The sequence below is a fragment of the Atlantibacter sp. RC6 genome (assembly GCF_014193285.1).
Taxonomy (GTDB): Bacteria; Pseudomonadota; Gammaproteobacteria; order Enterobacterales; family Enterobacteriaceae; genus Atlantibacter.
The window spans coordinates 1-23,285 of sequence record NZ_JACHZE010000009.1 but is presented as its reverse complement, the minus strand read 5'-3'; the positions used below and the strand labels follow the sequence as shown (position 1 = coordinate 23,285).

The 23,285-nt window shown below is 54.4% G+C and carries 21 protein-coding genes; 8 read left to right on the top strand and 13 right to left on the bottom strand.

Translation table 11 applies throughout. The features are described from left to right. Positions 1-11: 11 nt before the first annotated feature. From era to rpoE, 9 genes are all read right to left on the bottom strand, one after another. The gene (gene era, locus FHW74_RS17655; RefSeq protein ID WP_183171669.1) at positions 12-917 is read right to left on the bottom strand and encodes a GTPase Era; all 906 of its coding nucleotides are present in this window, start codon (positions 915-917) and stop codon (positions 12-14) included. Beyond that, the gene (gene rnc, locus FHW74_RS17650; RefSeq protein ID WP_125293962.1) at positions 914-1,594 is read right to left on the bottom strand and encodes a ribonuclease III; all 681 of its coding nucleotides are present in this window, start codon (positions 1,592-1,594) and stop codon (positions 914-916) included. Before rnc ends, era begins: the two co-directional genes overlap by 4 nt. 290 nt (positions 1,595-1,884) lie before the next feature. Then, positions 1,885-2,859, bottom strand: a complete 975-nt coding sequence (gene lepB, locus FHW74_RS17645; protein WP_183171668.1) for a signal peptidase I — start codon at positions 2,857-2,859, stop codon at positions 1,885-1,887. Between the two features lie 14 nt (positions 2,860-2,873). Continuing rightward, on the bottom strand, positions 2,874-4,673 hold the full coding sequence (lepA, locus tag FHW74_RS17640) for a translation elongation factor 4 (protein ID WP_183171667.1): 1,800 nt from the start codon (positions 4,671-4,673) through the stop codon (positions 2,874-2,876). Positions 4,674-4,901: 228 nt separating this feature from the next. Then, positions 4,902-6,437 carry a PAS domain-containing methyl-accepting chemotaxis protein gene (locus FHW74_RS17635; RefSeq protein WP_183171666.1) on the bottom strand — a complete coding sequence of 512 codons (1,536 nt, stop codon included), beginning with the start codon at positions 6,435-6,437 and terminating at the stop codon, positions 4,902-4,904. Between the two features lie 692 nt (positions 6,438-7,129). Further along, complete coding sequence (gene rseC / locus FHW74_RS17630) at positions 7,130-7,609, bottom strand: SoxR-reducing system protein RseC (RefSeq protein ID WP_183171665.1); 480 nt, start codon at positions 7,607-7,609, stop codon at positions 7,130-7,132. Next, on the bottom strand, positions 7,606-8,562 hold the full coding sequence (gene rseB, locus FHW74_RS17625; RefSeq protein ID WP_183171664.1) for a sigma-E factor regulatory protein RseB: 957 nt from the start codon (positions 8,560-8,562) through the stop codon (positions 7,606-7,608). Before rseB ends, rseC begins: the two co-directional genes overlap by 4 nt. Then, on the bottom strand, positions 8,562-9,209 hold the full coding sequence (gene rseA, locus FHW74_RS17620; RefSeq protein ID WP_183171663.1) for an anti-sigma-E factor RseA: 648 nt from the start codon (positions 9,207-9,209) through the stop codon (positions 8,562-8,564). The genes rseB and rseA overlap by 1 nt, the downstream gene beginning before the upstream one ends. 31 nt (positions 9,210-9,240) lie before the next feature. Continuing rightward, positions 9,241-9,816, bottom strand: coding sequence for an RNA polymerase sigma factor RpoE (gene rpoE, locus FHW74_RS17615; protein ID WP_002438107.1), 576 nt, complete (start codon positions 9,814-9,816; stop codon positions 9,241-9,243). Between the two features lie 429 nt (positions 9,817-10,245). On the opposite strand from rpoE, the gene nadB reads away from it, so the two are divergent. Next, positions 10,246-11,865: an L-aspartate oxidase gene (nadB, locus tag FHW74_RS17610; RefSeq protein ID WP_183171662.1), complete on the top strand. Its 1,620-nt coding sequence runs from the start codon at positions 10,246-10,248 to the stop codon at positions 11,863-11,865. Here nadB and FHW74_RS17605 read toward each other — a convergent pair. Continuing rightward, positions 11,850-12,584 (bottom strand): tRNA1(Val) (adenine(37)-N6)-methyltransferase, encoded by a 735-nt coding sequence (locus FHW74_RS17605; protein WP_183171661.1) that lies wholly within the window; start codon positions 12,582-12,584, stop codon positions 11,850-11,852. The two genes, nadB and FHW74_RS17605, sit on opposite strands and share 16 nt — an antisense overlap. Positions 12,585-12,714: 130 nt before the next feature. Here FHW74_RS17605 and srmB point away from each other — a divergent pair, with 130 nt between their 5' ends. Continuing rightward, positions 12,715-14,040 carry an ATP-dependent RNA helicase SrmB gene (gene srmB, locus FHW74_RS17600; protein ID WP_183171660.1) on the top strand — a complete coding sequence of 442 codons (1,326 nt, stop codon included), beginning with the start codon at positions 12,715-12,717 and terminating at the stop codon, positions 14,038-14,040. A gap of 47 nt (positions 14,041-14,087) precedes the next feature. Here srmB and grcA read toward each other — a convergent pair whose 3' ends face one another. After that, on the bottom strand, positions 14,088-14,471 hold the full coding sequence (grcA, locus tag FHW74_RS17595) for an autonomous glycyl radical cofactor GrcA (protein ID WP_183171659.1): 384 nt from the start codon (positions 14,469-14,471) through the stop codon (positions 14,088-14,090). Between the two features lie 317 nt (positions 14,472-14,788). Here grcA and ung point away from each other — a divergent pair, with 317 nt between their 5' ends. Continuing rightward, positions 14,789-15,469: a uracil-DNA glycosylase gene (ung, locus tag FHW74_RS17590; RefSeq protein WP_183171658.1), complete on the top strand. Its 681-nt coding sequence runs from the start codon at positions 14,789-14,791 to the stop codon at positions 15,467-15,469. A gap of 39 nt (positions 15,470-15,508) precedes the next feature. Here ung and FHW74_RS17585 read toward each other — a convergent pair whose 3' ends face one another. After that, complete coding sequence (locus FHW74_RS17585; RefSeq protein ID WP_183171657.1) at positions 15,509-16,558, bottom strand: tRNA/rRNA methyltransferase; 1,050 nt, start codon at positions 16,556-16,558, stop codon at positions 15,509-15,511. Between the two features lie 204 nt (positions 16,559-16,762). On the opposite strand from FHW74_RS17585, the gene trxC reads away from it, so the two are divergent. The 5 genes from trxC to FHW74_RS17560 all read left to right on the top strand — a co-directional run bounded on the left by trxC (position 16,763) and on the right by FHW74_RS17560 (position 22,486). Next, a complete protein-coding gene (trxC, locus tag FHW74_RS17580; RefSeq protein ID WP_161662226.1) occupies positions 16,763-17,182 on the top strand; it encodes a thioredoxin TrxC in 420 nt (139 codons plus the stop codon). An 80-nt stretch (positions 17,183-17,262) separates the two neighbouring features. Next, positions 17,263-17,964, top strand: a complete 702-nt coding sequence (locus FHW74_RS17575) for a tRNA-uridine aminocarboxypropyltransferase (RefSeq protein WP_183171656.1) — start codon at positions 17,263-17,265, stop codon at positions 17,962-17,964. Between the two features lie 32 nt (positions 17,965-17,996). After that, positions 17,997-20,654 carry a protein lysine acetyltransferase gene (pat, locus tag FHW74_RS17570; protein ID WP_183171655.1) on the top strand — a complete coding sequence of 886 codons (2,658 nt, stop codon included), beginning with the start codon at positions 17,997-17,999 and terminating at the stop codon, positions 20,652-20,654. A gap of 114 nt (positions 20,655-20,768) precedes the next feature. After that, on the top strand, positions 20,769-22,124 hold the full coding sequence (pssA, locus tag FHW74_RS17565; RefSeq protein ID WP_183171654.1) for a CDP-diacylglycerol--serine O-phosphatidyltransferase: 1,356 nt from the start codon (positions 20,769-20,771) through the stop codon (positions 22,122-22,124). 41 nt (positions 22,125-22,165) lie between these two features. After that, a complete protein-coding gene (locus FHW74_RS17560; protein ID WP_183171804.1) occupies positions 22,166-22,486 on the top strand; it encodes a YfiM family lipoprotein in 321 nt (106 codons plus the stop codon). A gap of 7 nt (positions 22,487-22,493) precedes the next feature. Here FHW74_RS17560 and FHW74_RS17555 read toward each other — a convergent pair whose 3' ends face one another. Continuing rightward, positions 22,494-22,949: a DUF4385 domain-containing protein gene (locus tag FHW74_RS17555; RefSeq protein ID WP_183171653.1), complete on the bottom strand. Its 456-nt coding sequence runs from the start codon at positions 22,947-22,949 to the stop codon at positions 22,494-22,496. Positions 22,950-23,285 lie beyond the last annotated feature (336 nt).

Sequence of the window (23,285 nt, the reverse complement as noted above, 5' to 3'; positions counted from 1 at the left end):
CAGACGGTTACTCAGAGATCGTCAACATAGCCGAGGCTACGCAGCGCGCGCTCGTCGTCCGCCCAGCCTGATTTCACTTTCACCCACAGTTCAAGGTGAACTTTGGCTTCGAACATCTCTTCCATGTCTTTACGGGCTTCGATACCGATGGTTTTGATTTTGGCCCCTTTGTTGCCAATCACCATCTTCTTCTGCCCTTCACGCTCAACGAGGATCAGGCCGTTGATGTCATAACCGCCGCGCTCGTTGGTCTGGAAGCGTTCGATTTCTACCGTCACCGAGTACGGCAGCTCTGCGCCCAGGAAACGCATCAGTTTTTCACGGATGATTTCCGAGGCCATAAAGCGCTGGGAGCGATCGGTGATGTAATCTTCCGGGAAGTGATGAACCGCTTCCGGCAAATGCTTACGCACGATGCCAGCGATGGTATCCACGTTCATCCCGGTTTCCGCAGAAATCGGCACGATATCAAGGAAGTTCATCTGGCTGGACAGGAACTGCAAGTGCGGCAGCAGTTCGGCTTTTTCCTGAACGTTATCGACTTTGTTCACGGCCAGGATCACCGGCGCTTTACCGTCGCGCAGTTTGTTCAACACCATCTCGTCGTCCGGCGTCCAGCGAGTGCCTTCCACCACGAAAATAATCAGCTCCACGTCGCCGATAGAGCTGCTGGCCGCTTTATTCATCAAACGGTTAATGGCGCGCTTTTCTTCCATATGCAGGCCTGGGGTGTCGACATAAATCGCCTGGTACGCCCCTTCGGTATGGATGCCCACGATACGGTGACGCGTGGTTTGCGCCTTGCGTGAAGTGATAGAAATCTTTTGGCCCAGCAGATTATTCAGCAGGGTCGATTTGCCCACGTTGGGACGCCCAACGATGGCGATAAATCCGCAATAGCTTTTATCAATGCTCATTCCAGCTCCAGTTTTTTCAACGCCTGTTCGGCGGCAGCCTGCTCCGCCTTGCGACGGCTGGAACCTGTGCCAACCACCGGTTCACTCAGGCCGCTGACCTGGCAGTGGATAGTAAATTCCTGATCGTGTGCTTCACCGCGCACCTGTACCACCAGATACGACGGCAGCGGTAAATGACGTCCCTGCAAATATTCCTGTAACCGGGTTTTAGGATCTTTTTGTTTATCACCCGGGCTGATTTCATCCAGACGGGTCTGGTACCAGGAGAGGATCAACCGCTCAACCGTCTGGATATCGCTGTCGAGAAACACGCCGCCGATCAGCGCTTCAACAGTATCGGCCAGAATGGACTCACGACGAAAACCGCCGCTTTTCAACTCTCCCGGCCCTAAGCGCAGACACTCGCCTAATTCAAATTCGCGCGCGATTTCTGCCAGCGTGTTGCCGCGCACCAGCGTGGCGCGCATCCGGCTCATATCGCCCTCGTCCACGCGAGGAAAACGATGATAAAGCGCGTTGGCAATGACAAAGCTTAAAATGGAATCACCCAGGAACTCGAGACGCTCGTTGTGCTTACTGCTGGCACTCCGATGGGTTAACGCCTGCTGCAATAACTCCTGATGAAGAAAAGTGTAGCCCAGCTTACGCTGCAGCCTGTTAATTACGATGGGATTCATGCGATACCAATTAATAAATGCGTCAACTATGCAGCACACGGAACAGAGCTGAAAAAACCAAAGCTGTTTCGTGTGCCGTAGCCTTATGTACCAAGGCTAACCTGAAATCTTCGGGGGAATATTCTATACGCAACGCCAGGGGATGTCGTTAGTGATTGCGAATTTATGGCTTAAATAATTTAAGAGAAGGCAAATTGCAGGGTAATTTATTCCAGGTATCAATAAATATTGCGGTGGGAAGCAATAAAAAGGCCGGCTAGCGAAGCGCTAACCGGCCAGACATAGTGAAATTAGTGGATGCCGCCGATGCGGTTCAGACGGACGCCGGTCGGCCATTCGCCTTCTTGTTTTTCAAAGCTCATCCAGATCGCGGTGGCTCTGCCAACCAGGTTCGCTTCAGGCACAAAACCCCAGTAACGGCTGTCAGCGCTATTATCCCGGTTATCACCCATCATGAAGTAATGCCCAGGCGGCACGATCCAGGTCGCCAGGGGCTGGCCTGCCTGCTGGTAATACATTCCCAACTGATCCTGGGCGATAGGCACCGTCAGAATACGATGCGTCACGTCGCCGATGCTCTCTTTGCGCTCGGTAAGGCGAATACCGTTATCTTTGGTTTCGTTCTTCGGGACTTCAAAGAAACCGCTGGAGGCTTCGCCGCCGGTACGGCGGGAGAACGTCTGGACAAAATCGCTCGGCTCTACGGCGGAATAGGTCACCGGCAATGCGTTACCGCAGGCCTGGCCGGAACTGCAGTTCGGCTGAATGGTGACTTCTTTGGCCACGGGATCGTAGCTTACGCGATCGCCGGGCAGGCCGACGACGCGCTTAATGTAGTCCAGACGCGGATCTTCCGGATACTTAAATACCGCGATGTCGCCGCGCTTTGGATGCCCGGTCTCAATCAGGGTTTTCTGGTAAACAGGATCCTTCAGGCCGTAAGCGTATTTTTCCACCAGGATAAAATCGCCAATCAGCAGCGTCGGCATCATCGAGCCTGAGGGGATCTGGAAAGGTTCATAGATGAATGAACGCACCACCAGCACAATCGCCAGCACCGGAAAAACCGATGCGCCTGTTTCCAGCCAGCCCGGTTTCGGGCCGACTTTCTTCAGGGTTTTGCTGTCCAGCGCATCACCCGTTGCCGCCTGCGCCGCAGCCTGACGCTCGCGACGCTTCGGGGCAAAGATAAATTTATCCAGACACCACAAGATACCCGTCACGCCCGTCGCAATAACGAGGATCAGGGCAAACATGTTCGCCATGCCAACTCCTTAGATTATTTGCTGTCTTTGCCCACATGCAGAATGGCGAGGAACGCTTCTTGCGGCAGTTCGACGTTGCCGACCTGCTTCATGCGTTTCTTACCTTCTTTCTGTTTCTGCAGCAGCTTTTTCTTACGGCTCACGTCACCGCCGTAACATTTTGCCAGTACGTTTTTACGCAGCTGTTTCACGGTGGAACGGGCAATAATATGGTTGCCGATAGCGGCCTGGATCGCGATATCAAACTGCTGGCGCGGGATCAGATCTTTCATCTTCTCCACCAGTTCGCGGCCACGGTACGGGGCGTTATCGTTGTGGGTGATCAGCGCCAGCGCATCCACGCGCTCGCCGTTGATCAGCACGTCCACACGCACCATGTTAGAGGCCTGGAAGCGTTTGAAGTTGTAATCCAGCGACGCGTAACCGCGGGAGGTGGATTTCAGACGGTCAAAGAAATCCAGCACCACTTCGGCCATTGGAATTTCATAGGTCAGTGCCACCTGATTGCCGTGATAGACCATGTTGGTTTGCACGCCGCGTTTCTCAACGCACAGCGTAATCACGTTGCCCAGGTACTCCTGCGGCAGCAGCATATGACATTCGGCGATCGGCTCACGCAGTTCGTCGATATTGTTCAACGGCGGCAGCTTGGAGGGGCTGTCGACATAGATCACTTCTTTGCTGGTGGTCTGCACTTCATAAACTACCGTCGGCGCGGTGGTGATCAGATCGAGATCGTATTCGCGCTCCAGGCGCTCCTGGATGATCTCCATATGGAGCAGGCCCAGGAAGCCGCAGCGGAAGCCGAAGCCCAGCGCGGTTGAGCTTTCCGGCTCGTAGAACAGGGAAGCGTCGTTCAGGCTCAGTTTGCCCAGCGCGTCACGGAAGTTTTCATAATCGTCGGAGCTGACCGGGAACAGGCCGGCATACACCTGCGGTTTCACTTTTTTAAAGCCTGGCAGCGCTTTGTCCGCCGGATTACGCGCCTGAGTCAGCGTATCGCCTACCGGTGCGCCGAGGATGTCTTTGATCGCGCAAACCAACCAACCCACTTCACCGCATTTCAGTTCGGTACGGTCAACCTGTTTCGGCGTGAAGATACCCAGACGGTCGGCGTTATACACCTGCCCGGTGCTCATCACTTTAATTTTGTCGCCTTTGCGCATGGTGCCGTTTTTGATACGCACCAGTGACACTACGCCCAGATAGTTATCGAACCAGGAGTCGATAATCAGCGCCTGCAACGGCGCATCCGGATCGCCCTGCGGCGCCGGGATTTCGCGCACCAGACGCTCAAGCACGTCCTGTACGCCCACGCCGGTTTTCGCCGAGCAGCGTACCGCGTCGGTGGCATCAATGCCGACAATGTCTTCAATCTCTTCGGCAACGCGTTCCGGGTCGGCAGCAGGCAGGTCGATTTTGTTGAGGACCGGCACCACTTCCAGATCCATTTCCATGGCGGTATAGCAGTTCGCCAGGGTCTGGGCCTCTACGCCCTGCCCGGCATCAACCACCAGCAGCGCGCCTTCGCAAGCGGCCAGAGAGCGGGAAACTTCATAGGAGAAGTCAACGTGGCCCGGGGTGTCGATAAAGTTCAGCTGATAGGTTTCACCATCAGAAGATTTAAAATCGAGGGTAACGCTTTGCGCTTTGATGGTGATCCCGCGCTCACGCTCCAGGTCCATGGAATCGAGCACCTGGGCTTCCATTTCACGATCAGAAAGGCCACCGCAAATCTGAATGATGCGGTCAGAAAGCGTCGACTTACCGTGGTCGATGTGAGCAATGATAGAGAAGTTTCTTATGTTCTTCATAAATGAGGATTTTTTAACCCTAACGCAGAGCGATTGTCAGTTTATGGATAGTGCGGCTAACACGTTGTGGCAGCGGCCAATCCGTACATTGGCGTGCATATTACACTGTAGCGGCCAAATCGTCAGCATAGGATGATTTGCCGCTAAGACGTAAGCGGATTATGGCAGGTAAAATAAAACCCTGAGCGCGTGCGCGGCCAGTCCGTTAGCCGCGTGATAAAGTGGGCCTTACCCGCCAAAAACGTTGATGGCGCTGGTCAGCCGATTGCCGCGCCGGTTGAGATCGCTGGCGATTTGCGCGGAGTGATGCACCATCTCGGCGTTATTTTTCGCCATGGTTTCAATTTGTGAGACGGATTCATTAATCAGCCCCAGCGCCATGGTCTGCTCGCCGGTGGCATGGCCCACTTCTTTAATCAGTTGCGACATCTGACGGATCTCTCCCGCCATTTCACTGATGTGTTTTTCGGCCAGTTCAACCATTTCCACGCCGGAACGCACGCTTTGTACGTTACGCTCAATCAGCGTTTTGATCTCTTTCGCCGAAGAGGCGGAATGCTGGGCCAGATTACGCACTTCTGCGGCCACCACGGCGAATCCTTTCCCCGACGCGCCTGCGCGCGCCGCTTCGACGGCGGCATTGAGGGCCAGAATATTGGTCTGGAAAGCGATACTGTCAATCACGCCGATTATATCGACAATCTGGTCGCTGATTTTTGAAATCGACTTCATCACGTCGATGGTTTCTTCCATTACCGACGCGCCTTGCTGGGCGACAACGCTGGTTTTTTCCGCCATCGAGATGGTCATTTCCGAAGTCGCCGCTGTCTGTTGGACTGCGCTGGTGATCTCTTCGATCGCCGCCGCGGTTTGTTGCAACTGGGCGGACGTCTCGTCAGTGCGTTCGTTCAGCGCAGTGCTGTTGACCTCAAGCTGCTGGCTGATTTCGCTGATCCCGCTGGCCTGTACGCTGACGTCGTTCACCAGAGAGTGTAGGTTAAGGCCAGCCTGGTTAACCAGGCGCATCATTTTGCCGATTTCATCCACCCGATTGAAATGCCGGTGTTCGGCTTTGCGGCCCGAGACGATTTTTTGCATCTGGCTGACGATGATTTTCAGCGGGCGCGCCACCTGGGCGTGCATAAATCCGCCCGCAGCAGCGGCAGCAGCGACGGTAATCAGCGCCTGCAACCCGGCGTGCAGTCCTGCAAACGGCAGTAGCAACGTCACCAGGGTGAAAGCCAGTAGCGGTAGCGCCAGCCGCCAGGCAACGGATATCTTCTGGAATAGCGACAGCGGGCTGAGCCAGTTGCCGCGCACCACCAGGCCTTTAAAAAAGCGCAGGCTCCCGGCACGCTTCGTATTGACGGCCTGGTATAACTGCTCGGCGGATTGTACCTCTTCACGCGTCGGGACATTACGCACCGAGATGTAGCCGGTGAGCGTGTCATGGCGGTAAACCGGCGTCACGTTGGCGCGCACCCAGTAGTGATCGCCATTTTTACGTCGGTTTTTTACCAGCCCGGTCCAGCTCTCGCCCTGCCTGATGGTAAACCACAGGTCGGCAAAGGCTTGCGGCGGCATATCAGGGTGGCGAATGTGGTTGTGGGGTTGCCCCATCAAATCCGCCTCGCTAAAGCCGCTGGACTCGATAAAAGCGGAGTTGGCGTAAGTGATGTAACTTTGGGTATCGGTGGTGGACATTAATGTCGCATCATCGGGAAGCCGATATTCATGTTGAGTAACAGGATTGTTTATTCTCATAGCCCGTCCTCATTTAACACCAGAAATTCACTCATATATCCCCTGCTGGGTGCGATAAGTTTTTTGAATAGATTATTATTGGTTTTAATAAAACGTGTGCGTCCGAGCGGCATCGCGAATTCTCAACGGAATTTATTAAGCTGTAAATAGGGATAATTAAAAAAGAGTCTCCGTTAACCAAATAAATCTTTTAAATTTACATCCTGATAATAAACTTTAATGACCACGACGGCTAAACACGCGCTTAAGTTAAATTAATGACTTTTTATTACTTTGTTCCACAACTGCTTTTTATTACTTATAAAGCGTTATATGACATAGATATGACAGCAGTGAATATTGTCGATTTGTCCGGTCCCTACTGTTTTTGGTAGGGGATCCCAGTTTCTCGGGGTTGCCCCGCAGCACAAGCCTCGCCCGCAGTTACGTCACCTTGCGCTTATTACCGATAAGGGTGCTAAGTAATTAGCTTGTGACGAGCAAAAACAAATTATCATGATTAGCGCCGCTCTCCTTAAAAAGAGATAAGCGGGAGCATATCAATATAAAGCAAAACGCCGATTTATTACTGTCGGTTATTTTTTAAAGCAGGTCGGATAACGAGTTGCGCTATTTCTGGTGGGAAGAGCAAATTTAGTTTTGGGGAGCGTCCGAAACCGTGATTAAATTAAATTCAAACCAGACAATACCCGTCAGGCATTGTCTGCTGAAGAAGTGGTATCAACCCGCAGGGCGTCTGGCGGTAATCCGATACTTAAAATAACCGGCTGCCAGCTTTGACGACGGCTAAAGGCCGGAGATAAACCTTTCGCCAACAGGAACCCGCCCACACCGCCTAAAAGAGCGCCCGCCATGGCTGCCAGATCGGTGTGAAACAGCATCTGGAAAAGACCTGCGACAATAAATAAGCCTACCAGGGGAGACATATAAACTAATAGCGCAGAGCCCAACAAACTGCCTTCTGCAATGCCAAGCTCAACTTTTTGCCCTGCAACCAGAGGATGATCGCAGGGTACAGTAATTGAATGGCTGGTCCGGGGGCCGAGTTTATTCAGGATGCGGCTGCCGCAACCGGCACGGGATGCACAGCTGCTGCACGACGCTTTAACATCACAACTGACCACCGCTTCGCCGTTCTGCCACGAGACTACCGTGGCCCATTCTTTCATCATTGCGTAGAAGCCCTAAATTTTACGCTGTCGGCGATACGCTTAGCCGTTTGCGGAGGCAACTCACCCACAATAGTGATTTCCGCGTTATTGCGCACATCAGAACTGACCGTACGTCGGCCGGTACGCAGCATCTGGCTGGAACTGGTAGTGCTGGCGCGATTCACATTCACGGAGAAGCTGAATAAGCCATCGGTATACAGCCGGGATTCGACAGGAACATCGATGCCGGGAAGCGGTCGGCGACTGCCGGAAACTTCGTTAAATCCCTGCGGCAACCAGGTTGGCGCCCAGTTAAAGTTCACTTTCTCAGTCCCGGGGACGGAAAGCAGCGGCGGTAATGTCGCTTTGGCCAGGTTCTGCATAACGGTACCCGGCGTCTCATTAACCGTAAACGAAACCACCCGGAACTGCTCCAGGGTTTCGCCGTCACGATCCAGCAAGTCTACGCGCATCGGCAGTTTGGTTTGCGAGTCCAGCCAGACGATATAGCTGTAGCGCGTCCCGTCCCGCGCAACCACGCGGATAACGTCGCACAAACGATCGGCGATACGGGTTCTGCCTACAGAGATAAAGTCATAATACGCGGCAAGGCGTTTGAAATCGGTATAAACCAGTGAAGGTAAGGAATCGACGATATAATCGCCATTCAGCGTGAAAGGCTCAAGCCCAGGCTCAAAGTAGCTGACTTCATTGCCGCGTTGTACGATCTCGCGGCGCGGGCCATCCATCTGCAGTAGCTGAGCCAACGGCTTGTTATCCAGACGCGCATGACGATAACGCAGCGATTCGACACCCTGCTTATTGATACTGATAAAAGCCAATTCGTAGTTGAGCGACTGACTGGCCCGATTCATTTGCTGCAACAACGCCTCGGTCGAGGAATCTGCCGAGGCGTTTGCAGAAAATAACAGGCTGCCAGCCACTAAAGACATAGCACACCAAAGTTGCTTCATTACTGCGGTTGCGTTCCTAACGTTTGTGTTCCTGGCACCTGAACAGCGGCTTGCTGAGTCTGGGCCTGTTCAAACTGAAGCTGCTCTGCGTGCAGGCGACGCTGAAGTTCATAGTCCTGAAGCATAGCATTGATACGACGACGCTGCTCCTGAACCTGCTGCTGGCCCGTACCGCCGGTGGCATCAGAAGGCACCCCCAGGCTGACCGGGCTGGCCTGCCCCATCATTGGAAGGGTATTGAATACCGGTGTTTCAGGTTGCCCTGTCGCTTCGCTCGGCGCGTTGTATTGCTGAACGCCGACGATAACCGCCAGGGAAACGCAGGCAGCAACGCCAATCTGTGTGATCTGGCTGGCCCATGGGCGCAGTTTTTTCCAGAACGGTATAGCCTGCCACTGTTGTGGAGCTGGTTGTGATTCTGGAATGAGCGGTGCGGTCCGATGTACAGGCTCGTTTTCGATAGCCGCCATGACACGCGCGGAAATATCGAAGTGAATCACATCACCCGTGTCACCGCGCAGGGTGTCGCGAATGAGGTGATAGCTCTCCCATGACTGCTGAAGCTCTTTGTCGTTAGACAAGGCGTTCAGCACTTCACTATCCAGAGACTCACCATCCATTAAAGCGGAAAGTTTTTCTTTCTGCATGCCTAATACCTTTTCCAGTATCCCGCTATCGTCAACGCCGGATAAGCGGTTGAACTTTATTATCAATAGCTTCCCGCGCACGGAAAATGCGGGAACGTACCGTACCGACCGGGCAATCCATGATAGCGGCTATCTCTTCATAGCTCAGGCCATCCAGCTCCCGCAACGTAATTGCCATGCGTAAATCTTCCGGGAGTGACTCTATGGTACGGAAAACTATCTGTTTCAGTTCTTCAGACAACATTAAGTTCTCAGGGTTCGAAATTTCTTTCAGTGCGCCTGCACTTTCGAAATTTTCTGCGTCAATCGCATCCACATCGCTGGACGGCGGACGACGTCCCTGAGCAACCAGGTAATTTTTTGCTGTATTCACGGCGATACGATACAGCCAGGTATAAAACGCGCTATCGCCGCGAAAGGAATCCAGGGCGCGATAAGCTTTGATAAAGGATTCCTGCACCACATCAGGCACATCCCCCGATGGCACATAGCGAGAAACCAGGCTCGCCACTTTATGCTGGTAGCGAACCACCAGTAAGTTAAACGATTTCTGATCTCCCTTCTGGACCCGCTCAACGAGGACCTGATCCGTTAACTGCTCGCTCATCCGAGGTAATATCTCCCCAAACCTAATTTCCTCGCGTAATCAAAACCACCTAAACGCTGCACGTCGTGAGCAAGCAGGAGAGTGGACTCTCATTAACCGGTAAAGTTCCGTTACGCCTTTGTTTTCTGTCAGCTTTTTTCGGACCGTTGATTTTGATTCATTGGTGGTCCGCCTCTTTAAGGCTAGCGCTGAAAATTCAAGCGTGCTAATCCGCCAGCAGAGTAACGCAAGCCCACCTTTTTTTCACTCTTTAATCGTAGGCTAACGATCTGCTTCGCAAATATTTTTCACCTTTTTTTACGGCGAGTTTAACAAGACGCGACCGCCGGTTGTGTTTAGCAGCCGCAACAGGATGCAAAAAAAATGTGCTCACTGACAAATTCCGGTGCTATGCTGGGCCAACACTGTTTAGTAAATTAAACACACAGCATGAATACAATCTCAGAAATGAATTGCGACGTTTTGATTATCGGCAGCGGCGCGGCGGGACTCTCTCTGGCGCTTCGTCTGGCGGATAACTGCCAGGTGATGGTGTTAAGCAAAGGGCCGGTCAGCGAGGGCTCGACGCTCTATGCCCAGGGTGGAATCGCGGCGGTTTTTGATGAAACAGACAGCATCGATTCCCATGTCGAAGACACGCTTATCGCCGGAGCCGGGATCTGCGATCGCGACGCGGTAGAATTCGTCGCCAGCAACGCGCGTCGCTGCGTGCAGTGGCTCATCGATCAGGGCGTGTTGTTTGATACGGAAGTGCAGCCGAACGGTGAAGAGAACTATCATCTGACCCGCGAAGGCGGGCACAGCCACCGCCGCATTCTGCACGCCGCTGACGCCACCGGAAGAGAAGTCGAAACCACGCTGGTGGGTAAAGCGCTGGCGCACCCTAATATCCGGGTTATCGAGCGCAGCAACGCTGTGGACCTTATCGTCTCCGACAAAATCGGCCTGCCGGGCACCCGCCGGGTGGTGGGGGCGTGGATCTGGAACCGCAATAAAGAAGAGGTGGAAACCTGCCGCGCGAAAGCCGTCGTGCTGGCGACAGGCGGCGCATCGAAAGTGTATCAGTACACCACTAATCCGGATATTTCTTCCGGAGATGGGATCGCCATGGCGTGGCGCGCCGGTTGCCGCGTCGCCAATCTCGAGTTTAACCAGTTCCACCCTACCGCGCTGTTCCATCCACAGGCGCGCAATTTTCTGCTGACCGAAGCGCTGCGCGGCGAAGGCGCCTGGCTGAAACGCCCGGACGGCACGCGTTTTATGCCCGATTTTGATGAGCGGGCCGAACTGGCTCCGCGCGACATTGTGGCGCGCGCCATCGATCATGAGATGAAACGCTTAGGCGCGGACTGCATGTATCTGGATATCAGCCACAAGCCTGCGGAATTTGTTCGTCAACATTTCCCGATGATTTATGAAAAGCTGCTCGGCCTGGGGCTTGATTTGACCCGAGATCCCATCCCCATTGTGCCTGCGGCGCACTATACCTGCGGCGGCGTGATGGTGGATGAAAATGGCCGCACCGACGTTGACGGGTTGTATGCCATTGGCGAAGTCACCTATACCGGCCTGCACGGCGCCAACCGCATGGCGTCAAACTCGCTGCTGGAGTGCCTGGTTTACGGCTGGTCAGCGGCGGAAGATATTCAAAAAAGGCTGCCGTTCGCCCGCCTGCCGAAATCCCTGCCCGCCTGGGATGAAAGCCGGGTTGAGGATCCGGATGAACTGGTGGTGATCCAACATAACTGGCATGAGCTCAGACTTTTTATGTGGGATTACGTAGGGATTGTACGCACCACACGCCGCCTGGAGCGGGCGTTACGCCGCATCACCATGCTTCAGCAAGAAATCGACGAGTATTACGCCAACTTCCGCGTGTCGAATAATCTGTTGGAACTACGCAACCTGGTGCAGGTGGCGGAACTCATCGTGCGTTGTGCAATGATGCGTAAAGAGAGCCGCGGGTTGCATTACACCCTGGATTATCCGGAGTTACAGGAGAATTCAGGGCCGTCGGTGCTCTCCCCGCTGGTTCACATAAACAGATAAAAGTCCTGGGTCAGGCCGCACCAGGCGTCGGAGTAACGCTGGTCTGGACCGCGGATCGCCAGCCGGTCGATAAACAGTTCGCCCGGCGTCGGCGAAAACGCCAACAGTACACGGTGCGGCAGCCGGGTATCGTTATCGCACACATCGGTTCTCAGGCGGATATGCCAGCCCATCTCCTGAGCCCGTAGCGTAAAAGCGGAGCCCGTGGCTTCCGGCAACACGACGCAGAAACACCCCTCTTCGGTAATCAACTGCGCCGCGCCGCGTAACAGCGCGTCATGTTCCAGCGAGGTGTTATAGCGGGCAAGTTCGCGCTGCGAGCTGCCGCACTCCACGCCTTTATCATAAAACGGCGGATTGCTGACGATCAGGTCGTAGCGATGAGAGGCGTCGGGCGTCCAGGTTAAAAAATCCGCCTGATGCACATGAATACGTTCAGCCCAGGGCGACGCCTGCGCATTCTCAGCGGCCTGTGCGGCGGCCTCCGGGTCCATTTCAACGGCGTCAATCAGCGCCTCATTCGCACGCTGGGCCAGCATCAGGGCTATCAGCCCGCTACCGGTGCCAATATCCAGAATGCGTTTTACGCCCGCCACGGGCGCCCACGCGCCCAGTAAAATCCCATCAGTCCCGACTTTCATTGCACACCGATCGTGGGCAACGAAGAACTGCTTAAAAGTGAAACCATCGCGACGAAGAAGCGTTTTAGTCGTTGTCATTATTACAACCTGGCAGGGAAACCGTTGTAGCATAGGGTAAAGCATTCGCCTGGAAAAGAGCATAACCATACTAAGTGATGAACATTGCTGCCTTAACGTCTATAATCGGCGGCCCACACTGAGGTAGAAAATGACTGTAACCACTTTTTCCGAACTAGAACTTGATGAAAGCCTGCTGAAAGCCCTTCAGGATAAAGGCTTCACTCGCCCGACAGCCATTCAGGCTGCCGCCATTCCGCCTGCCCTTGAAGGGCGTGATGTACTCGGTTCTGCGCCGACAGGCACCGGTAAAACGGCGGCGTATCTGCTGCCAGTGTTGCAGCATTTACTCGATTTCCCTCGTAAAAAATCCGGTCCGCCGCGCATTCTGATCCTCACTCCAACCCGTGAGCTGGCGATGCAGGTGGCGGAACAGGCGCGTGAGCTGGCGGCGCATACCCACCTGGATATCGCGACCATTACCGGCGGTGTGGCGTATATGAACCACGCGGAAGTATTCAGCGAAAACCAGGATATCGTGGTCGCGACCACGGGCCGCCTGCTGCAATATATCAAAGAAGAAAACTTTGATTGCCGCGCGGTGGAAACGCTGATTCTGGACGAAGCGGACCGCATGCTGGATATGGGTTTCGCCCAGGATATTGAACACATCGCCGGGGAAACCCGCTGGCGTAATCAAACCATGCTGTTCTCCGCCACGCTGGAAGGCGATGCGATTAAAGATTTCGCCGAGCGCCTGCTGAATGAGCCGGAAGAAGTCTCCGCGTCGCCGTCTACCCGTGAACGCAAAAAGATCCACCAGTGGTACTATCGCGCCGACAATATTGAACATAAAACCGCACTGCTGGTGCATCTGCTCAAGCAGCCGGAAACCTCCCGCGCCATTGTTTTTGTGCGCAAGCGCGAGCGTGTTCACGAACTGGCAGGCTGGCTGCGTGATGCCGGCATCGCTAACTGCTTCATTGAAGGTGAAATGGTGCAGGCTAAACGCAACGAGGCGATCAAACGCCTGACCGATGGCCGCGTCAACGTACTGGTCGCCACCGATGTCGCCGCCCGCGGTATTGATATTCCCGATGTCAGCCATGTGATTAACTTTGATATGCCGCGCACCGCCGATACCTATCTACACCGCATTGGCCGTACTGGCCGCGCCGGTCGTAAAGGTACTGCGCTCTCGCTGGTCGAAGCGCACGATCACCTGCTGTTGGGTAAAGTGGGCCGCTATCTGAATGAACCGCTGAAATCCCGCGTGATCGATGAGCTGCGTCCTACTACCCGCGTGCCCAGCGAGAAGCTGAAAGGCAAGCCATCGAAAAAGGTGCTGGCAAAACGCGAAGAGAAGAAGAAAGAGCAGGAAAAAGAAAAGCCGCGCGTTAAAGTGCGTCATCGCGATAAGAAAAATATCGGCAAACGTCGCAAGCCGAGCGAAGCGAAAATCGATAACGCAGAATAAGAAAACGCCAGCGAAAGCTGGCGTTTTTGTTTACCGAACAGGAAACCTTACAGGCTTTCGGTAAAGGTACGGGCGATAACGTCGCGCTGCTGTTCCGGAGTCAGGGAGTTAAAGCGAACCGCATATCCGGAAACGCGGATGGTCAGCTGCGGATATTTTTCCGGGTGCTTAACCGCATCTTCCAGCGTTTCACGACGCAATACGTTAACGTTCAGGTGCTGACCGCCTTCGACGCGCACTTCCGGTTTGATTTCCATCGGAATTTCACGGTACTCGAATTCACCCAGCGCATTCACTGCAACCACGTCATCTTCAGCAAAACCGGCTTTGGCGCAGACGCAGCGCGCTTCGCCTTTCTCGCTGTCCAGCAGCCAGAAAGAGTTCAGAAGATCGTCATTAGCCGCTTTAGTAATCTGGATACCAGTAATCATTGTCTTTCTCCCTATGGGCAAATTTTGTTGATTCTCGTTGGGCCTGCATTGGCTCATTGGTAAAACCTTTGTTGCGTTACTGTACTGTATACCAATCGCCCGACCGGTATTCTTTGATTTAAATCAACAAAAACCACATAGCAAACAGGGCCATCAGGCCATTTATTTGTTTTACATCAACTTACGCGATATATCCTGAGCTAAAAACTTTGTAAATTTTCAAAATTTTTTAGCTTTCCAGCACAAAACCGGCGCGGAGTTTTGTGCCGTGCCAATAAGACGTTAAGCTATGTCATCACCCTTCGCAGGAGAGCGAAATGACCACTACTCTCACCTGGCACGACGTGCTGGCCGATGAAAAGCAGCAACCTTATTTTATCAATACGCTGAAAACCGTTGAGGATGAGCGTGCCGCTGGCGTGACAATCTATCCGCCCGCCAAAGATGTGTTTAACGCCTTTCGGTTTACCGAACTGGGCAACGTTAAAGTCGTGATCCTGGGGCAGGACCCGTATCACGGCCCGAATCAGGCCCACGGTCTGGCCTTTTCCGTTCGCCCCGGCATTCAACCACCGCCGTCGCTGGTCAATATGTACAAAGAACTGGAGGGCTCAGTCCCCGGTTTCGTCCGCCCGTCGCATGGCTATCTGGAAAGCTGGGCGCGTCAGGGCGTGATGCTGCTTAATACCGTGCTGACCGTGCGCGCAGGCCAGGCCCATTCCCATGCCCGGCTCGGTTGGGAAACCTTCACTGATAAGGTCATTTCGATTATTAATGAACACCGCGAAGGTGTGGTGTTTATGCTGTGGGGTTCGCATGCCCAGAAGAAAGGCGCGATGATCGACAGGCAGCGTCATTATGTGTTGCAGGCACCGCATCCTTCCCCGCTCTCTGCCCATCGCGGCTTTTTTGGCTGCGGTCATTTTGTGAAAGCCAATGAGTATCTGGCGCAGCACGGCGAGACGCCCATTGACTGGACGCCGGTGTTGCCGGAATAACAGCGATAAAAAAGCCAGCATTCGCTGGCTTGTTCATTATCAGGCTTTGTTCTGTCGCCACCATTCGGCTAACAGCACGCCGGTTGCCACCGACACGTTCAGGCTTTCAACGTTGCCTGAACCGGGGATCGCGATGCGCATATCGGCATTGTCGAACGTGGCATCAGAAACCCCGTCACGCTCCTGGCCCAGCACCAGCACCATTTTCTTCGGCAATTGCGCCTGATACAGCGCGGTGCCTTTATGGCTGGAGGTGGTAACGATAGCGTAACCAGCCTTACGGAAGCGCTCCAGACCGTCGCTGAAGTTCTCGCCGCTGATCGCCTGCACATGTTCCGCGCCACCTTCAGCGGTGCGCACCGCCGCGCCGGACTCCAGCAGGGAAGCATCCTCCACCAGCAGGCCTTTTACCCCGAAATGCGCGCAGCTGCGCATAATGCCGCCCAGATTATGCGGGTTGCCGACATCTTCCAGCGCCAGTACGCAATCATCGTCACCGGCATTTTCCAGCCAGCTTTCAACGCTCATACCGTTGCGCTTTTTGATAATAAAACACACGCCGCCGTGATGCTCCGTGCCCGACGCTTTCGCCAGCTCGGCATCATCCACGACGTGGTAGGCCTTACGGTTAGCCGCCATCCAGCGCAGCGCTTCTTTGAAACGCGGCGTGACGCTCTGGATAAACCAGGCGCGCACGATAGAATCCGGGCGGCTCTGGAACAGCGCCTGACAGGCGTTTTCACCGTAGACGCGCGTTTCTTCCGCGCGCTGGCGACGGATCACTTCCCGGTCGACATACCCTTTTTCAGCAGGTTCAGCCTGTTCGATAGTGTCATCGTTATAGTCGCGTGGCGGACGTGAAACCGTGCGCCACGGGGAAGATGACGGTGCGTCACGATCGCTAAACCGGTCGCGGCCCGCGCCAGGCTTATCATCACGACGCGGACGACGATCGCCCTTACCCGACGTCGCAGGGCGTCCGCCCCCTTTCCCGGTACGCGGATTCTCGGTGCGTTTTCCGCTGTCGTCATCGCTGCGGACATACATCACTTTGACCTTGCCGCCTTTACCTTTAAATTCTTCGCTCATGCTCTTCTCCACCTGGCTGCCGCGTGGCGCGCAGATTACCCGATGTGACGCCGCTTCGCCATCAACTTCGGTCAAAAGTCAGGAACTATCATATTCATTGGAGTTATCTCGTTGTCGATGTCAAATGAATAACCGATAATATTTAACATCTCAGAAACAGATCCATTTCGTCGACATCTCGACGCCGCACTTTAGAGGTTAGTTATGAATACCGTTTGTGCCTCCTGTCAGGCCGTAAATCGCATACCTGACGATCGTGTTAATGACGGGGCAAAATGTGGCCGTTGTGGTCATGAGCTGTTTGACGGTGAAGTGATCAACGCCACCAGCCAGACGCTGGATAAATATCTCCAGGACGATTTGCCGGTGGTAGTGGACTTTTGGGCGCCCTGGTGCGGCCCCTGCAAAAATTTCGCCCCGGTGTTTGAAGACGTGGCGGAAGAGCGCAGCGGCCAGGTGCGCTTCCTGAAAGTGAATACCGAAGCGGAACCCGCGCTGAGCGCCCGTTTCCGCATCCGCAGCATTCCAACCATTATGGTTTTCAAAAATGGCCAGATGGTGGATATGCTCAATGGCGCGATGCCAAAAGCGCCATTCGACAGCTGGCTTAACGAAAACCTGTAACGTCCCGCCGACGGGGCATCTTCCGGATGCCCCGTTTTGCTATCTACGCTAGAATAGCGTTTTTACGTTAATTCCCCCTGATGACTGAAAACGCCGTCCTTCGACTTCGCGCTGAACGCCTGGCGCGCGCCACCCGTCCGTTTCTTGCCCGGGGCAACCGCGTCCGCCGCTGCCAGCGCTGCCTGCTGCCGTTAAAACAGTGTCTGTGCGATACCTGGCAGCCTGCTACCGCACGTAGCCGGTTTTGCCTGGTGATGTTTGATACCGAACCGATGAAACCCAGCAACACCGGGCGCCTGATTGCCGATGTCTTGCCGGATACCGCTGCCTTTCAGTGGTCGCGCACCGAACCGCCGCAGGCGCTGATCGAGCTGGTTAACGATCCGGCTTATCAGCCGATGGTGGTGTTTCCGGCATCATACGCCGGACCGCCGCGGGAAGTGCTCTCCGCCCCGCCCTCTTCAGGCAAACCGCCGCTGTTTATTATGCTCGACGGCACCTGGACGGAGGCGCGTAAAATGTTTCGCAAAAGTCCGTATCTGGATGCGTTGCCGGTGATCTCAGTCGATCTCAGCAAAACATCGGCATACCGGCTACGTGAAGCGCACGGTGACGGGCAGTACTGCACCGCCGAAGTTGCCATCGCACTGCTTGAGCTGGCGGGAGATACACCGGCGGCACAAGGGCTGGCCGATCATTTCACGCTATTCCGTGAACGCTATCTGGCGGGGAAACCTCATCATCAGGGAAACGTCACAGCAACCGAGGCCGAAAGCGTTTAAAATCATTCATTCACATCCTCAGGGGGAATGATATGAGTCAACGTGGGCTGGAAGCACTACTTCGACCGAAATCCATCGCCGTGATTGGCGCGTCCGTAAAGCCCGACAGGGCGGGCTACCTGACGATGAGAAACCTCTTGTCAGGCGGCTTTTCCGGACCGGTGTTGCCCGTTACGCCCGCCTATAAAGCGGTGTGCGGCGTGATGACCTGGCCGGACGTCGCCAGCCTGCCCTTCCCACCCGATCTGGCGGTGATATGTACCAACCCCAGCCGCAACGAAGCGTTGCTCAATGCCCTCGGTGAAAAAGGCTGCAAGACCTGTATCATTCTCTCATCGCCGAAAGAGCAGCAGAGCGCGCTGCTGGCGTGCGCAAACCGCTGGCAGATGCGGATTCTGGGGCCGAACAGTCTGGGCCTGCTTGCGCCCTGGCAAGGGCTCAACGCCAGCTTTTCTCCGGTGCCGATCCGTAAGGGCAAACTGGCGTTTGTTTCACAGTCGGCGGCGGTGTCCAATACCATTCTGGATTGGGCGCAGCAACGCGAGATGGGGTTTTCCTACTTTATTGCGCTGGGTGATAGTCTGGATATTGATGTCGATGAATTGCTGGACTATCTCGCGCGGGATAGCAAAACCAGCGCGATTTTGCTGTACCTCGAACAGCTCAGCGACGCTCGCCGCTTCGTCTCTGCCGCCCGGAGCGCCTCACGTAACAAACCCATCCTGGTTATTAAGAGCGGACGCAGCCCGTCTGCGCGCCAGTTGTTGAATGCGGAAAGCGGTTTAGACGGTGCATGGGATGCCGCAATCCAGCGTGCCGGTTTGCTGCGCGTGCAGGATACCCATGAACTGTTTTCCGCTGTCGAAACGCTAAGCCATATGCGCCCGCTACGCGGCGAGCGACTGATGATCGTCAGCAACGGTGCAGCGCCTGCCGCCCTGGCGCTGGATGAGCTGTGGTTACGAAACGGCAAGCTGGCAAACCTCGGTGAAGACATTATCAGCCGCCTCGCTGGCGTGGTGCCTGCGGGCGTGAACGCCGCGAATCCTCTGGATTTGCGCGATGATGCCACCACCCAGCGCTATATCCAGACGCTGGAAATTCTGCTCGATAGCCAGGATTTTGACGCGCTGATGATTATTCACTCCCCAAGCGCCGCCGCCCCGGGCAGCGAAAGCGCGCGAGCGATTATCGAATTGCTGGCGCGTCATCCGCGTGGGCGTTACGTGACGCTGCTTACCAACTGGTGCGGCGAATTTTCCTCACAGGAAGCGCGCCGCTGGTTCAGCGATGCCGGCATTCCCACCTATCGCACGCCGGAAGGCACGGTTACGGCATTTATGCATATGGTGGAGTACCGCCGTAACCAGAAGCAACTGCGTGAAACGCCATCATTACCGGCCAACCTCACCGCGAATACCGCAGAAGTGCATCAACTGATTACCCGGGCGCTGGAGGATGGCGCGACGCATCTGGATACTCACGAGGTCCAACCGATTCTTCAGGCCTATGGTTTGCAAACCCTGCCGACCTGGATCGCCAGCGACAGCGCCGAAGCGGTACATATTGCTAAGCAGATCGGTTATCCCGTCGCGCTGAAGCTGCGTTCGCCGGATATTCCTCATAAGTCGGAAGTGCAGGGGGTGATGCTCTATTTGCGCACAGCGAATGAAGTCCAGCAGGCGGCTGACGCTATTCTCGACCGGGTGAAAATGACCTGGCCTCAGGCGCGGATCCACGGGCTGCTGGTGCAGAGCATGGCGAACCGCGCAGGGGCGCAGGAGCTGCGGGTCGTCGTGGAGCAGGATCCGGTGTTCGGCCCGCTGATTATGTTGGGCGATGGCGGAATGGCCTGGCGCCAGGATCAGGCTGCCGTCGCGCTGCCGCCGCTGAACATGAATCTGGCACGCTATCTGGTGATTCAGGCGATCAAGAGCGGCACCATTCGCGGGCGCAGCGCGCTACGGGCGCTGGACATTGCCGGGTTGAGCCAGTTTCTGGTGCAGGTGTCTAACCTGATTGTCGATTGCCCGGAAATCAAACGGCTGGATATTCATCCGCTGCTGGTATCCGGTAACGAATTTACCGCGCTGGACGTGACGCTGGAGCTGGAAGCCTTCGAGGGCGATGCCGATGCGCGACTGGCCATCCGCCCTTATCCTCATCAGCTTGAAGAAACGGTTACGCTTAAAAACGGCCAAACTTGCCTGTTCAGGCCGATCCTGCCCGAAGATGAGCCGGAACTGCGACGCTTTATTTCGCAGGTCACCAAAGAAGATCTTTATTATCGCTATTTCAGTGAGATCAATGAATTTACCCATGAAGATTTAGCGAATATGACCCAGATCGACTACGATCGTGAAATGGCGTTTGTGGCGGTCTTTTCCCATGAAGGCCATGAACAGATCCTGGGCGTGACGCGCGCGATTTCCGATCCGGATAACGTGGACGCGGAGTTTGCTGTGCTGGTTCGCTCCGATCTTAAAGGCCTGGGATTAGGCCGAAAATTGCTTGAAAAACTCATCGCTTATACGCGAGATCATGGTCTTGAACGGCTGAACGGCATTACGATGCCCAATAACCGAGGCATGGTCGCGCTGGCGAGAAAACTGGGTTTTGACGTCGACATCCAGTTAGAAGATGGCATCGTTGGACTGACCTTAGCCTTGAATAAAACGCGGGATTCGTGAGTAAGGTATTGGAAATGTTACTCACATTCCTGAACAGTAATGTTATTATCCACCGCTACCGTCGTCCGCCCCTCAGGGATGGCCACCTACTGTATAGAGAAGATATGCACTGTGATGTTGTCTAAATTTAAACGAAACAAACATCAACAACACCTTGCCCAACTACCTAAGCTTTCTCAGTCTGTTGATGATGTAGCGTTTTATTTCTCTCCGGCCGACTTCCGGACCACGTTGCTGCAAAAGATCGCCAGCGCGACGAAGCGCATCTGCATTATTGCCCTTTATCTTGAACAAGATGATGGCGGGCACGGCATTCTTTCAGCACTGTATGAAGCCAAGCGCCAGCGTCCTGAACTGGATGTTTCCGTACTTGTTGACTGGCACCGCGCGCAGCGTGGCCGTATTGGCGTTGCCGCTTCTAACACCAATGCCGACTGGTATTGCCGCATGGCGCAGGAAAATCCGGACGTTAAAATTCAGGTATACGGCATTCCAGTTAATACCCGTGAAGCCCTCGGCGTTTTGCACTTTAAAGGTTTCATTATCGACGACAGCGTAATTTATAGCGGCGCGAGTTTAAACGACGTTTATCTGCATCAGCATGATAAGTATCGCTATGACCGCTATCAGTCGATCCGTAATCCTCGCCTCGCCGACATTATGTACGACTGGGTGAACAACAACCTGATCCAGGGACGCGCGGTTAACCGGCTCGATACCGCTGAACGTCCGAAAAGTCAGGAAATCAAAAATGACGTTCGCCTGTTCCGCCAGGAATTGCGCGATGCGGTGTATCATTTCGCTGGCGATGCGGATAATGAACAACTGTCCGTGACTCCGCTGGTAGGTCTGGGAAAATCCAGCCCACTCAATAAAACCATCTTCCATCTGATGCCCTGCGCCGAGCAGAAGCTGACGATTTGCACGCCTTATTTCAACCTGCCCGCTATTCTGGTGCGTAACATTATTCAGCTGCTGCGCGATGGCAAACAGGTCGAAATCATTGTGGGCGATAAAACGGCAAACGACTTTTATATTCCGGAAGATCAGCCGTTTAAAATTATCGGCGCACTGCCCTATTTATACGAAATCAACCTGCGCCGCTTCCTGAGCCGTCTGCAATATTACGTAAATACCGGGCAGTTGACGGTGCGGCTGTGGAAAGATGATGACAATACCTATCATCTGAAAGGAATGTGGGTCGACGATGAGTGGATGCTGCTGACCGGTAACAATCTTAACCCGCGTGCCTGGCGTCTGGATCTGGAAAATGCGATTCTGATCCACGATCCTAAACATGAACTGGCGGCGCAGCGTGATAAAGAGCTGGAACTGATCCGCACCCATACCACTGTGGTTCAGCATTATCGGGATCTGGAAAGCATCGCCGATTATCCGGTTAAAGTGCGTAAATTGATCCGCCGTTTACGACGTATCCGAATCGATCGCTTAATCAGCCGTATCCTTTGATATCATAGCCCTGCATGCAGGGCTTTTTTATGAGTCATTCAATGCGCCGAGTTTTACTGATTACGCTTTTTTTGCTGACGGGCTGTAGCCATATGGCGAATGACCGATGGAGCGGGCAGGATAAGGCTCAGCACTTCATCGCCTCCGCAATGCTGTCTGCCGCTGGTAATGAAATGGGGCAGCATCAGGGGGGGTCGCGGGATGCCAGTGCCGGATTTGGATTGATGTTTTCGGTAGGGCTTGGGGCATCGAAGGAGCTATGGGATAGCCGGCCAGCCGGGAGTGGCTGGAGCTGGAAAGATTTTGCCTGGGATGTGGCGGGCGCGGCAACGGGCTACTCCATCTGGCAGCTTGCGCGGTAATCGTTGTTTATCCCCACTTCGCCTGATGGGCACGTTTGCGCTTTAAATAATCTTCATCTGCGCGGATTTTATCCCACCAGGTTTTAAATACCGCAGCGGCCGCCGCTTTTACCGGATCATTGCCGCGCTCATGCAACCCGCCATCTTCAGTGTATTTTTTCCCGCCTTTATAATTGGCGTAACGTCGGGCACGTGTATAGCCCATCTGGATAAATTTACGTGCCATATCCATCCCGACAAAGTCGTCCTGCTGGCGATACGCTTCGAAGAGCTGGTAAATTTTTTCCGCAGATCTAATCGCTGATTCTTCATCTTTGTAGCGCCACCAGGGAAGAATTTCCCCTTTGTAAGGTTCCACCAACAGCACGCCCTGTTCGCCGCGTCCAACCTGATACTTCTCAGGATGCTTTCTAAAGTCGATTTGCGAAAAATCCTGCTGATAGTCGAACTCTTTTTTGGCCATCCACGACTCCCCTGCGCGCTAATCAGACGTTTTAAAGATAGCTCGTGTCTGTCGATGCGATGCGTTTATCGGATTATGGGAGAGGGAATCTGAAACGACAAAAGGCCCAGTCTTGCGACTGGGCCTTTGTCTTGTTTGATGCCTGGCAGTTTACGGCGGGCGTCCTGCCCGCCGCCCTCCGGGCCGTTGCTGCGCAACGTTCAAATCCGCTCCCGGCGGATTTGTCCTGCTCAGGAGAGCGCTCACCGACAGACAACAGGCAAACAGAAAGGCCTCATGCTTTCGCATGAGGCCTTTCTGTTTGTTTGATGCCTGGCAGTTCCCTACTCTCGCATG